This window comes from Coleofasciculus sp. FACHB-542 (assembly GCF_014695825.1).
GTDB lineage: Bacteria > Cyanobacteriota > Cyanobacteriia > Cyanobacteriales > FACHB-T130 > FACHB-T130.
In genome coordinates this window covers 311,548-324,431 of record NZ_JACJPB010000023.1, presented here as the reverse complement: position 1 = coordinate 324,431, position 12,884 = coordinate 311,548, and the positions used below count along the sequence as shown (strand labels likewise).

At 49.0% G+C, this 12,884-nt stretch carries 9 protein-coding genes; 5 read left to right on the top strand and 4 right to left on the bottom strand.

From position 1 onward, the window contains the following. Positions 1-96: 96 nt before the first annotated feature. The 3 genes from acsF (at position 97) to H6F52_RS07580 (ending at position 4,365) form a co-directional block, all read left to right on the top strand. Complete coding sequence (acsF, locus tag H6F52_RS07590; protein ID WP_190533317.1) at positions 97-1,173, top strand: magnesium-protoporphyrin IX monomethyl ester (oxidative) cyclase; 1,077 nt, start codon at positions 97-99, stop codon at positions 1,171-1,173. 102 nt (positions 1,174-1,275) lie between these two features. Next, positions 1,276-2,070: a hypothetical protein gene (locus tag H6F52_RS07585; protein ID WP_242033868.1), complete on the top strand. Its 795-nt coding sequence runs from the start codon at positions 1,276-1,278 to the stop codon at positions 2,068-2,070. Positions 2,071-2,169: 99 nt separating this feature from the next. After that, positions 2,170-4,365 carry a PAS domain-containing protein gene (locus tag H6F52_RS07580; protein WP_190533314.1) on the top strand — a complete coding sequence of 732 codons (2,196 nt, stop codon included), beginning with the start codon at positions 2,170-2,172 and terminating at the stop codon, positions 4,363-4,365. A gap of 144 nt (positions 4,366-4,509) precedes the next feature. On the opposite strand, the gene H6F52_RS07575 is transcribed toward H6F52_RS07580, so the two are convergent. The 4 genes from H6F52_RS07575 to H6F52_RS07560 all read right to left on the bottom strand — a co-directional run bounded on the left by H6F52_RS07575 (position 4,510) and on the right by H6F52_RS07560 (position 9,997). Continuing rightward, positions 4,510-6,111, bottom strand: coding sequence for an NAD(P)H-quinone oxidoreductase subunit 4 (locus H6F52_RS07575; protein WP_190427834.1), 1,602 nt, complete (start codon positions 6,109-6,111; stop codon positions 4,510-4,512). Positions 6,112-6,254: 143 nt separating this feature from the next. Next, positions 6,255-8,327, bottom strand: a complete 2,073-nt coding sequence (locus H6F52_RS07570) for an NAD(P)H-quinone oxidoreductase subunit 5 (RefSeq protein ID WP_190533311.1) — start codon at positions 8,325-8,327, stop codon at positions 6,255-6,257. 362 nt (positions 8,328-8,689) lie between these two features. After that, positions 8,690-9,031: a thioredoxin domain-containing protein gene (locus tag H6F52_RS07565; RefSeq protein ID WP_190413147.1), complete on the bottom strand. Its 342-nt coding sequence runs from the start codon at positions 9,029-9,031 to the stop codon at positions 8,690-8,692. 249 nt (positions 9,032-9,280) lie between these two features. After that, a complete protein-coding gene (locus H6F52_RS07560) occupies positions 9,281-9,997 on the bottom strand; it encodes an NnrU family protein (protein WP_190413149.1) in 717 nt (238 codons plus the stop codon). A gap of 299 nt (positions 9,998-10,296) precedes the next feature. Between H6F52_RS07560 and H6F52_RS07555 the strand changes: the two genes are divergently transcribed. Further along, positions 10,297-11,301 carry a LysR family transcriptional regulator gene (locus H6F52_RS07555; RefSeq protein ID WP_190413151.1) on the top strand — a complete coding sequence of 335 codons (1,005 nt, stop codon included), beginning with the start codon at positions 10,297-10,299 and terminating at the stop codon, positions 11,299-11,301. Between the two features lie 111 nt (positions 11,302-11,412). Then, complete coding sequence (locus H6F52_RS07550; protein WP_190533309.1) at positions 11,413-12,867, top strand: serine/threonine-protein kinase; 1,455 nt, start codon at positions 11,413-11,415, stop codon at positions 12,865-12,867. The last annotated feature ends 17 nt before the right edge of the window (positions 12,868-12,884 follow it).

Genomic DNA, 12,884 nt, shown 5'->3' with positions numbered 1-12,884 from the left:
GCGATCGCTCTCGTGTAGATTGGTAGACTGGAACGCAAGCCTTTGAGTGAAAGCGACGGAATCATAATAATAAGAGAAACAAGAGAGACAAAGAATATGGTGGATTCCCTCAAAAAACCCAGCTTTGAAGAATTAAGACCTGGGGTGAAAGTACCTGCGAAAGAAACCCTACTGACGCCCCGGTTCTACACCACCGACTTTGATGAAATGGCGAAGATGGATCTGTCGCCAAATGAAGATGAACTCAAGGCGCTGATGGAAGAATTCCGCGCTGACTACAACCGTCACCACTTCGTGCGGGATGCCGAGTTTGACCAATCCTGGGATCATATTGATGGGGAGACGCGCCAGTTATTTATTGAATTTCTAGAGCGTTCCTGTACAGCAGAATTCTCCGGATTCCTACTCTACAAAGAACTCGGACGCCGATTGAAGGACAAAAACCCGCTTCTGGCAGAAGGCTTTAACTTAATGTCGCGGGATGAAGCTCGTCATGCTGGCTTCCTGAATAAGGCAATGTCAGACTTCAATATGTCACTAGATTTGGGATTTCTGACCAAGAATCACAAATACACCTTCTTTAAGCCGAAATTCATCTTCTATGCGACCTATCTGTCCGAGAAGATTGGTTACTGGCGGTATATCACCATTTACCGGCACCTAGAAGCACATCCCGAAAACCGCGTTTATCCCATCTTCCGCTTCTTTGAAAACTGGTGCCAGGATGAAAATCGGCACGGTGACTTCTTCGACGCCGTAATGAGAGCGCAGCCCCAATTCTTGAATGATTGGAAAGCAAAGCTGTGGTGTCGCTTCTTCCTGCTGTCGGTGTTTGCGACGATGTATCTCAACGACATCCAGCGTTCCAAATTCTATGCCACACTTGGTCTGGACGCACGGGAATATGACATTCACGTGATTAAAAAGACCAACGAAACCGCAGGACGGGTATTCCCAGTAATTCTGGATGTAGAGAAGCCAGAATTTTACGACCGCTTAGAAGTGTGCATCAAAAATAATGAGAAGCTGGGTGCGATCGCAACCTCCAACACCCCCAAATTCCTGCAATTGTTCCAGAAGCTACCCCTTTATGCTTCTAATGCTTGGCAGCTGCTGCGCTTGTACCTAATCAAGCCGATTGACATGACAGCCGTGCAAGGTAAAGCCCGCTAATTTTGAGCATCTTCCCTCAACTAAAGTGGTTCTGTACTAAGCAGAGCCACTTTTTTTATCCTTATCAAAATTCTTCATAAATATAAAACTGACGCAACCTCAATGACGAAGACCTTTGGCATCTCGCGCCTCAGCCCGGTAGATGCACAGACGCTCACTTGCCTTTCTTTGCGCCTTTGCGCCTTTGCGCGAGACTCTATCCTGTTCGCAATCGGTACTTCTCTGATTTTGAGGATCTCGCCTACGCAGGCTCAAACCCAGACTCAAACCCAGCCGCCAGGAACGTCCAAGCCAGAGGCTAGCGATTTAGATTTAAGTCCAGAAATGATTGAAAATAGCCCGGTTTTGCAGCGTTGGCGGCGAGACGTGCCGAATGTGTTAGAAGAAATTCGCAATGACCCCAGCTTTCGGACTAGGGTGCGCCTCGGCTACTCCCAGTTTCCTTCATCTGGGCAAGCCGGGGGAGTTAATATTGGCGTGGAGGACGTGTTTATTGGTCGCACCGGCTTAACCGTCAGTGGGGATTATCAAACTGCGTTCAAGGGTCAGCGCGAGGCTTATGGAGCAGATTTACGATACTATGTAGTTCCCTTGGGCAGCTACATCAACATCGCACCCCTGGTAGGCTATCGGCATTTAGAAACTGACCGATACTCAACAGATGGCTTACATGTGGGTGCGAAGCTGATGTTCGTTTTATCTCGTACTGGTGCAGCCGATATCTCCTTAACTCAGAGTTGGGTTGCTCCTGCAACGAATGAAGAAGTCGGAATTACAAAGCTTTCTGTCGGCTATGCCTTTACCCGCAATCTGCGCTTATCGACAGACATTGAGAAGCAAAATGCAAGACAACGCAAAGATAGCCGGGTTGGCATTGTACTAGAGTGGATGCCTTAAATTAAGTGTTTAAATAATTGAATATTGCAATGTTTACAGCATTTAACCCTAAAAACCTCTAAATTTGAATGCCATTATAAAAAGAGCCTTTGCCGACCTATGAACGCCTCAGACAATTTAGAGCTGTTTGGGCTATTTTTGCAACATACACCTGCTGCCGTAGCGATGTGCGATCGCCAGATGCGTTACTTGCTCGCTTCTCGTCAGTGGCTAATCGATTACGGGCTAGATGAGCAAAATCTGATTGGGCGATCGCATTACGAAGTTTTTCCTCACCTTCCCGACCAATGGCGGCACAAGGCTGAGCTAGTTTTAACTGGGGCGAGTGTAGAAGAGTACCAGGAAAGTAGCTTTGTTTGCCCTGACGGTTCCTCGGTGCCGATAAAGTGGAGCCTGCATCCTTGGAAGCACCCTAGCGGGGAAAGGGGTGGATTGATCCTGTCGGCAGAGATGATCCAAAGTGAGGACTTTTTCCATTCCATCTACGAGGGCGTGGAAAACGCCATCTTTGTTTTAGATGTGGACGCCCAAGGGGTTTTTCGCTACCTTAGCTGGAATCGACCGATAGCGATGGTTACTGGCATCAGTAGTGCCCAAGCGATGGGCAAAACTCCCCATGAACTATTTGGTTTAGAGTTAGGTAATTCTTTGCATGAGAGATATACAAAATGTCTCGTCGCAGGAGAATGTACTTTTTACGAGGATTGCATTCCCTTGCAGGGTGTAGACACTTATTGGCTAACGACTTTAACTCCACTGCGGGATGCTGCGGGTCGGATCTATCGAATTATCGGCACCGGAAGTAATATCAGCGCTCTCAAGCAGGTGGAGGAAGCGTTGCGGCAATCAGAAGCTCGGTTCCGAGAACTCGCGCAGCGAGAAGAACTACTCAATCGTCTTGCTAGTCAAATTCGCAGTTCGCTGGATCTCAATACCATCTTGGAAACAGCCGTGCAGGAAATCCGCAGGCTGCTGCAAATTGAGCAGTGCCTTTTCATGTGGTATCGTCCCAATGGTGAATCGGCAAGTTGGGAGATATTGCATGAAGCGAAGGTAGACAATTTGCCTAGCTTTCTGGGTTGCTATCCAGAGGAACCGACCAGTTTTCAAGTAAGACAACTCTTAAACCGAGAAATCATCCATTTGGATAATATTGAAGCGTTAACCGACCCCAATTCACGGCAGTTCTTCCAATCGCTGGGGTACGTTTCTATACTAAATTTTCCGATAATGACTCGCACGGGCGAACTTGGTGTAGTTGCCTGCGGTCAATTTAGCAGTCCTCGAACTTGGCATGACGATGAAGTGGAACTGCTTTCGGCGGTTTGCGACCAAGTCGCGATCGCGATTAACCAAGCAGAACTTTATACTCAAACTCGTGAAGCCGCAGCGATCGCGCAAGCGCACGCCACCCGGCTCGAAACCACGCTTCAGGAACTCCAACGTACTCAGTCTCAACTGGTTCAAAGTGAAAAAATGTCCAGTTTGGGTCAGTTAGTGGCTGGAGTCGCGCATGAAATCAATAATTCCGTTAACTTCATCTACGGAAATTTAGCCCCAGCGAGCGAATACACGCGAGACATTCTTGGGTTGCTGCAACTATATCAACAGCAATATCCCCATCCAACGCCAGAAATTCAAGACGAAATTGCCGCGATTGACCTAGATTTTCTCATCAAGGACTTGCCTAAATTACTTTCTTCAATGAATGTGGGGGCAGAGCGCATTTGTGAGATTGTGCGTAGCTTACGCAATTTCTCCCGCCTTGACGAAGCCGAGATGAAACTGGTAGATATTCATGAAGGCATCGAAAGTACGCTCCTAATTCTGCAAAACCGCTTCAAATCCAAACCAGATCATCCCCCTATCCAGCTAATCAAAGAATATGGCAACCTACCTAAAGTAGAGTGCTATCCAGGGCAGCTCAACCAAGTATTTATGAATCTTCTCACCAATGCAGTTGATGCTTTGGATGAGTCCAATAAAAAGCGATCGCTTGAACAAATCAAAGCCGACACCAGTATCATTCGGATTCGTACCGACGTGTTGACAAATAACCGAGTCGTAATCAAGATTTCCGACAATGGGCCAGGAATGGCAGAGGAAGTCAGAAAGCGACTTTTCGATCCTTTCTTCACAACTAAGCCTGTCGGTATTGGCACAGGGCTTGGGTTGTCGATTAGCTATCAAATTGTGGTCGAAAAACACGGCGGTCAACTCAAATGTATTTCAGCGCCCGGTCAGGGGGCGCAATTTCTGATAGAAATTCCCCTGCATCCGCCATCACACATTTGATACTATTGCCGATGAATTCGTAATTTTTAACAAAAAGGGCGGATATTTAATTCCGCCCCAAAAAGGATTATTGATTATGAAAATTTAGCAAGCTGAAAATTCAAACCTCAAGAAAATTTTTGCGATTTTTCACCTTTGAATTCTCTAGCGATTGCCGATTTCTGGTGCCCGCAACGACAACAGGGGAATATCCGCCTGTGCTTGGGTCGGAACCTGTCGCCCACTCGCCAGCGTCGGAACTGAACCTCGCAGTCGCTCCGTCAGCTGCAAAGTGGTTGCGTCGTAAATTTGAGTCAGGATTTTGGGGTACAAGCCAATGCCAATAATCGGCACCAACAGACAGGCGATGATGAACACCTCTCGTGGTTCCGCATCGATCAAGGCTTCGTGTTCCACTAATTCCTTATTCTCCGGCCCGTAGCAAATTTCCCGCAGCATCGAGAGTAGGTAGATGGGGGTCAGAATCACGCCAACGGCGGCTAGAAAGACCACCACGACCTTGAAAGTGGGGTTATAAGCATCGCTGGTCGCAAAGCCGACAAACACCATTATCTCTGCCACAAATCCGCTCATCCCTGGCAATGCTAATGACGCGAGGGCACAAGTCGTCCACATGGCAAACATCTTTTTCATCCTCAGCCCGACGCCGCCCATTTCATCCAGCATCAGGGTGTGGGTGCGGTCATAAGTGGCTCCCACAAGGAAGAACAAGCTTGCCCCAATCAAACCGTGGGAAACCATTTGCAGCACTGCACCGCTCAAACCCAAGTCAGTAAACGTGGCAATTCCAATCAGCACAAATCCCATGTGGGAAATCGAGGAATAAGCGATTTTCCGTTTCAGATTACGCTGGGCAAACGAGGTTAGGGCGGCGTAGATGATGTTGGTAACGCCCAAAATTACCAAAACGGGCGCGAACACGGCATGAGCATCGGGTAGCATCTGGGCATTCATCCGAATCAGAGCATAACCGCCCATCTTCAGAAGAATTCCCGCTAGCAACATATGCACAGGTGCAGTCGCTTCGCCGTGAGCATCTGGTAGCCAAGTATGCAGGGGAATAATCGGCAACTTGACGCCGTAGGCAATCAGAAACCCTGCATAGATCCAGAGTTGGAAAGTTAGGGGGTAATCCTTGGCAGCGATCGCCCTCATATCAAACGTCACGGTATCGCCGTAGAACGCCATCGCCAAGGCGGCTACTAAAATGAACAGCGACCCGCCAGCCGTATAAAGAATGAACTTGGTAGCCGCGTACAAACGCTTCTTACCGCCCCAAATTGCCAGCAGCAGGTACACCGGAATCAGTTCCAGTTCCCACACCAGGAAAAACAACAGCATATCCTGGACCGCAAACACTGCAATCTGACCGCCGTACATCGCCAGGAGCAAAAAGTAAAACAGCTTCGGCTTAAACGTCACGGGCCACGCTGCCAAAGTCGCCAGGGTGGTGATAAAGCCGGTGAGCAAGACTAGCGGCATTGATAAGCCATCTACGCCCACCGACCACCTTAAGTCGATTTGGGGTACCCAGGAGTAACTTTCCACCAGTTGCAGACCGGGATTAGAAAAGTCGTACTGAGTATAGAAGGCATAAACCATCACCACGAAATCAATCAGCCCAATAATGAGGGCGTACCAGCGTACCGTCTTACCATCTTTATCTGGTATCAACGGAAGCAACAGGGATGCCGCGATGGGGAACAGGATGATAAAAGTCAGCCAAGGAAAATTAGCTGTATTCATGAGATATCAAATCGTGAGCAACAAGGTTTAGCTGTCAGCTATGAGTAAGTGTACTTAAAAAGGAAAAAGGAAAAAGTTTTCAGCTTTTTCCTTTTATCTTTTGTTGACAGCGGATAGAAACACACAGCGAGCGGTTTCTAAATTTAAGTCACACCAAAGACAATCACGCCCACTAGCACCGCCCCAAACACAATCAGGGCATAGAATTGGACGCGACCAGTTTCAAAGTATTTCAGACTTTCACCACTCAACAGCGTCGCTAAGCCGGTGAAGTTGACTGCGCCATCAACCACGCGGAAATCCACTTCCATGACTTGTCGCGCTAAGCGACGGCACCCTTGAACGAAGAGGGTGTCATAGATTTCGTCGAAATACCACTTGTTGAGCGACAGCTTGTAAAAGAAGGGGATTTTAGCAGCGATCGCAGCGGGATCGATCTTGCCTCTCAAGTACATCAGAGAAGCCAGCGTAATTCCAATCAAGGCAATTCCGACCGAATTACCCCCCATGATCAGAAATTCTGTCAAATCAAACTCAGTGGCTTTTTCCAGCACCTCAGTCAGCGGTTCGCCGGGGGCGTGAATGAATTCCTCAAAATAATTGTGGAAAGGCGTCCCAACCAAACCAATCAGCATCGACGGCACCGCCAGAACAATCAGGGGCAGCGTCATCGTCAGCGGCGACTCGTGCGGATACTCGCTATGACCGTGGTCATCATGGCTGTCATGGGCTTTGGAGGATAACTCTCTGGTATCCATCGCCCCAGGGCCAAAAGCAAATTCAACCTGGGGAGATTTAGTCGCCCCTAGTAGTTCCTGCTTGATGCCTGATTCATGCCCTCGGAATTTGCCCTCAAACGTCCGGAAATACATCCGGAACATATAGAAAGCAGTCATTCCCGCCGTCAGCCAACCGACGAACCACAGCGCCGGATTTGCCCCAAAAGCACTCCCTAGAATTTCGTCTTTCGACCAAAAGCCAGCAAAAGGCGGAATTCCACTAATTGCCAGAGTTCCGATCAAAAAGGTGAGGGAGGTAATCGGCATATACTTCCGCAGTCCGCCCATCATCCGCATATCCTGAGCCAAGGCGGGATCGTGACCCACGACTGATTCCATGCCGTGAATCACAGAACCAGAACCTAAAAACAGCATCGCCTTGAAGTAGGCGTGTGTCATCAGGTGGAACAGACCAGCAGTATAGGCACCGACGCCCATTGCCATTACCATGTAGCCCAGCTGGGACATGGTGGAATAAGCGAGACCTTTCTTGATGTCGTTTTGGGTAATGGCAATGGTTGCCCCCAAAAATGCAGTAAAGGCACCCGTCCAGGCAATCACGTTCATTGCCACTGGGATGCCTTCAAACACGGGATACATCCGCGCAATTAGGAAGACGCCCGCAGCCACCATCGTTGCCGCGTGAATCAGGGCGCTGATGGGGGTAGGGCCTTCCATCGCATCTGGTAGCCAGACGTGCAACGGGAACTGAGCAGATTTTGCCACTGGTCCCATAAACACTAAGATGGCAAACAGAGCCGCAAGGCCGGTACTTAGGTAGCCTGATGCGACAAATGCTTGCAAGCGATCGCCTATCACGTCGAATTCAAAGCTGCCCGTCGCCCAGTACAGCCCCAGCATCCCTAACAACAGCCCGAAGTCGCCGACGCGGTTGACGACAAAAGCCTTTTGGCAAGCATCGGCTGCTGCCTTCCGGTCATACCAGAATCCGATCAGTAGGTAAGAACACATACCGACCAGTTCCCAGAAAATATAAACCTGTACCAAGTTGGGGCTGACCACCAAACCCAACATGGAGGAACTAAACAGGCTCAGATAGGCATAGAAGCGCACATACCCCGGATCGTGAGCCATGTAGCCATCGGTGTAAATCATCACCAGGAAGGCAACTGTCGTCACGATGACCAGCATCAGGGCCGTCAAGTGGTCAATCGTGTAGCCCATATTCAGGTGAAAATTTCCCGCGGCTGCCCACTCCAGGCTACGAGTATAGGTAGCATGACCTTGAATTTGACTCCAGAGCAACGCCAAGGAGAAACTCATCGCCGCCCCTAGCAGGGAGACTATAACCACGGCGTTGAACTGCCGCAGACTGTTGGTAAATCGATTAATCGAGATTAGTCCCAGACCAACCAGCATCGCCCCAGCTAGCGGCAGGACTGGGATGATCCAGGCATACTGATAGAGCAGTTCCATCACTGACGCCTACTTTATATTTCTTCACTAACTTGGTAAGACCGTTTACATTGTGACACAGACGGTCTCTAAAGTATTTATAACTAACAGTTTAGACAGCCAGAAACCTGTCAGCCAAAAATTAAACCCACCGATAGAGAGAATCGGTGGGTTTAAGAACGGGTAAAACGTTGCATTCAGGTTGAAAAGTTACAAGCAGCAAAAAAATTTATCATGATTTACGCACTGAAAGCTTGAAACCGAGATCCCCCGAACCCCCCTTGAAAACGGGGAACCGGACAATTCCCTGCTTTATCGGCGGATGTAAAGGGGATCTCTGCGTCAGTCCTATTTATCTTGGATAGGAGCAGCTATCTCCAACTTCAGGCAGAATTTGGCAAATAACTTACCATAATTTTTTCTAATGCCATGCGTAAATCATCCCGCCCTTGAAAGCTATCAATGCGGTGAACTACCTTGCCGTTTTCAATCAGAACGATCGTGGGTAGAGTCTGGAGGCGATAAGTATTCGCCAGTTTTAAATTTTGATCGGCATTAATTCCAACTAATTTGACTTGTTCGCCCCATTCAGATTGAACTCTAGTCAGGAGGGGGTTAATTAGCCGACATAATCCACACCAGGGTGCCCAAAAATGAACTAGGACTGGGGTGGAAGATTCTAAAACTTCTTGTGTAAACGTCCGTTCGTTAACAGAAAGCACCATGATCCCTCTAGTTTTATTCGCTTTTACTATTGAAAGTCAGCCAAAAGGAGGAAGTGGAACAATAAACAATGAAGTAAAATCCTTCAGCTTACTCTAGCGCAACTGGTATGCCAGTGCGTATCTACTACGTCTAGGCATCTATGGGGAAGCTAAGGCGGTAGAACCAGAGCGTAATTAAGCTGAAAGTTATTTGGAATCATGCTACATCCATTTGGGATCGCGTGGCTCAGCATAATTGCGGAACTCACACTACCATCTGACAACACCTGTCGCCTGGATCAACCAGGGGTGCGCCCACCACAACAGCAGAATGAAAGCAGTGACCCCCAGATACGCAGGGCGGAGAAACTCTTGCCATTTCAGGGTTTGATGCCCTTCTAGGAGCGCCTGGAAGGGGACAACAGAGGTGCGAGCTTTCACAGCCTCGAAAGCTTCCCCATAGCGAGCCAAGAGACGGCGATCGCCATGCCAAACTGCGAATAAATGATGCAGCACTAGCCCTACTGAAGTTAAGAGGGTAAACGTCGTGCCAACCCAAAGCGTATGGGCAATACACCAAATCACCTGTCCAACCATTTGAGGATGCCTGGTGATGCGGATAATGCCGGTTTCGTAAAGATGCACTTGAGGCTTTTCGATGGCGGCAATTTCTAGCAAGTTGAAAGTCGCTGGATAAAGAAACAGAAATGAGATAGCCGAAAGCACCCACACCACCGACTGAACGCCGGGGACGCCCTGAACTTGCCACAGTTGCAGCCCATCATAACGATGATTAATGAAGTAAACGATCAACACCACTGCTAGAGGAAGACTGACGAGGGCAAATAGGATGCGGTAGAGGCGGGGGCCGATTTTTTTTTCGCCCCAAGGACGCAGCGCAGCGAGACCACTGTGAGCGATCGCAAACCCAAAAAGCAGTCCCAGCATTATGTAGTGGCTAGGAGTCAGAACGCGAAAGAAATTCATAAACTTTTACGTAATTTCCAGTAGAAAATAGACCCCCCAAGTATTCCCTGAGAGACTTGATCTCGTGTTGTGTTACTGTCGATGACTGAGAGGCTTTACAACGAAGTGGGCTATCAATCGCTTGAGTCCAGCCCCATCTCTCGCAAGAGAGCGCTTAGCGATCCTTCGGTCATTGGTGATGGGTCATCGGTCAAATGTCAGCAGTAACCAACAACTGACAACTGACAACCGACAAAAAGCTAACAGATCGCCGAGCTTTATGCCTCAGTCGCTCCTTTCCCTTTTCAGGTAAAGCCTGTATGTCTGACCTTCCTTTCACTTTAGACCAACTCCGCATTCTTAAAGCGATCGCCGCCGAGGGAAGCTTCAAGCGTGCCGCCGATAGCCTGTACGTCTCGCAACCCGCTGTCAGCCTCCAAGTCCAAAACTTAGAGCGGCAGTTGGATGTGCCGTTGTTTGACCGGGGAGGACGCAGGGCACAACTGACGGAAGCAGGGCACCTACTTCTCAGCTACGGCGAAAAAATCTTGACGCTTTGTCAAGAAACCTGCCGCGCCATTGAAGACTTGCAAAATCTCCAGGGTGGCACCCTGATTATAGGAGCTTCGCAGACGACAGGAACCTACTTACTGCCCCGAATGATTGGGATGTTCCGCCAGCAGTATCCAGATGTAGCAGTACAATTACACGTTCACTCGACGCGCCGCACGGCGTGGAGTGTCGCCAACGGGCAAGTTGACCTGGCAATCATTGGGGGAGAGGTTCCTTCCGAACTACAAGAAGCACTAAAAATTATTCCTTATGCTGAAGATGAACTAGCGCTGATCTTGCCAGCTTTACATCCCCTCGCCAAAATTGGGACTATCCAAAAAGACGATCTTTACAAATTGCAGTTCATTGCCTTAGACTCCCAATCCACCATCCGCAAGGTGATTGACCAAGTGCTAACTCGCTGTGGTATCGATACCCGACGCCTCAAAATAGAGATGGAACTTAACTCGATTGAGGCAATTAAAAATGCCGTGCAGGCAGGACTTGGGGCGTCGTTTGTCTCCCTATCGGCGATCGAAAAAGAGTTGCAAATGGGCATCCTCCACTACGCAAAAATTGAAGAGGTAGTGGTCAAGCGGATGCTATGGGTGATTGTGAACCCAAATCGCTACCGCTCCAAAGCAGCAGAAGCGTTTAGCCAAGAAATTTTACCTGCCTTTGCCTCCCCCGGATGGGGAAGAGAAATGGAAGCATCCACTCCAATCGAAGCCGATGGGTTCAAGGCAGCTGCTCCTAACTCCGCAGGCAGTTAATTCCAGTATTAGCCATCTGTTAGTTGCTAATCGCGAATGGAAGTATGGCTACTAGCTCTTAAACAATTAGCAATTAGCAACAATCGATTAGGATTTGACCAGTAACTCCTCATGGAAATTTACTGTACCCGTCCCGGCTGCCCTCGTCCCCTGAATTTTTTTGCCGATCTTGATGACAACAACCTTGTCAAAACGGTGCAGCAGAAGTATTGCACCGCCTGTGGAATGCAGCTGATTTTAGATGGTCGGTATCTATCGGCAAAGCTGTTAGGACGAGGGGGATTTGGTGCAGCGTTTTTGGCACGCGATCGCCGCACGCCTGGAATGCGCCGATGCGTCGTCAAACAGTTTCAGCCAGTGGGAGATTTAACGCCGGATCAGCTACAAATTGCCCAAAATCTATTTGCACGGGAAGGAGAAGTTTTAGAAGAACTCGGCAGCCATCCTCAAATTCCCGACTTGTTTGCTTTCTTTGATATCACAGTTCCCAGCATTCAACCGGGAAAACAGGACAAGTTTTTCTATCTGGTGCAGGAATTCATCGATGGGCATAATTTGGAAGAGGAACTGGCGCAGAAGGGGAAGTTCTCCCCAGACGAGGTGTTATTACTGCTGCGAGAAATCCTGCCGGTGCTAAAGTTTGTTCATGATAGCGGCTCCATCCACCGAGATATCAAGCTTTCCAACATTATGCGCCATCGCAACGGTCGGCTTTATCTCTTAGATTTTGGTGCTGTTAAGCAGGTGACGAAGGCAACGCCTGGTGGATCGTCAACCGGAATTTATTCAATGGGATTTGCACCGCCAGAGCAAATGGCTGGGGGTCAAGTGTATCCTTCAACCGATTTGTATGCCTTGGCGGTGACTTGCATTATCCTACTCACGGGCAAGCAGGCAACTGAGTTATTTGATGTCTATACAAACCAGTGGAATTGGAGACCTCATGCGGGTGCGATCGCTACCGCAGCGGTAGCCAGTGAGTGGAATCGCTTCGCCGATATTTTAGACCAGATGCTCTTGAGTGCGCCGAATCAACGGTTTCAGTCTGCGGATGAAGTGCTGCACGCCCTGACTTCTTTATTACCGTCCCCTGCTCCTCTGGCACCACCGACTCAGATGCCTACCCGCGTCGCCGCTCCAGCCGCCCCTGCCGCGCCTCCAACTCCAGCCCCGACCCCTCAGCCACCCGCCCCCATTTCTCAACCCGCCTCTCGACCGAGATTTTCTCTACTGGAGGTTTTAGGAGGGGCAGCTTTTACAGGGTTTGAAGGCGGATTATTATTTATTGCTTTGGGTAGTTTGCTGCCATCCCCAGGGCTGAGCGTTGGATTGTTGGGGATGATGATTGGTGGTCTGTTGTTTGCTCAATACCGACGCTTCATTGAAAAATTGGATTTATTCATTATTGCAGGAATAACCCTGGCGATTATGCTGTTTTTTCCCGTTTTGCGAGACGGGTTTCCCCTTGAGATAGTCGTCTTTGTGGCTATGTTGGCTGGAGCAGGCGCGATCGCAGTGACGGCTCTATTTCGCCTAATTTATAAATTACTGGCTAATTTTCTCTAAGCTAATCGTGAGCTTCC

Coding starts and splice junctions, on each gene's coding strand:
- acsF (WP_190533317.1), top strand. CDS start 97: ATGGTGGATTCCCTCAAAAAACCCAGCTTTGAAGAATTAAGACCTGGG.
- H6F52_RS07585 (WP_242033868.1), top strand. CDS start 1,276: ATGACGAAGACCTTTGGCATCTCGCGCCTCAGCCCGGTAGATGCACAG.
- H6F52_RS07580 (WP_190533314.1), top strand. CDS start 2,170: ATGAACGCCTCAGACAATTTAGAGCTGTTTGGGCTATTTTTGCAACAT.
- H6F52_RS07575 (WP_190427834.1), bottom strand. CDS start 6,111: ATGAATACAGCTAATTTTCCTTGGCTGACTTTTATCATCCTGTTCCCC.
- H6F52_RS07570 (WP_190533311.1), bottom strand. CDS start 8,327: ATGGAACTGCTCTATCAGTATGCCTGGATCATCCCAGTCCTGCCGCTA.
- H6F52_RS07565 (WP_190413147.1), bottom strand. CDS start 9,031: ATGGTGCTTTCTGTTAACGAACGGACGTTTACACAAGAAGTTTTAGAA.
- H6F52_RS07560 (WP_190413149.1), bottom strand. CDS start 9,997: ATGAATTTCTTTCGCGTTCTGACTCCTAGCCACTACATAATGCTGGGA.
- H6F52_RS07555 (WP_190413151.1), top strand. CDS start 10,297: ATGTCTGACCTTCCTTTCACTTTAGACCAACTCCGCATTCTTAAAGCG.
- H6F52_RS07550 (WP_190533309.1), top strand. CDS start 11,413: ATGGAAATTTACTGTACCCGTCCCGGCTGCCCTCGTCCCCTGAATTTT.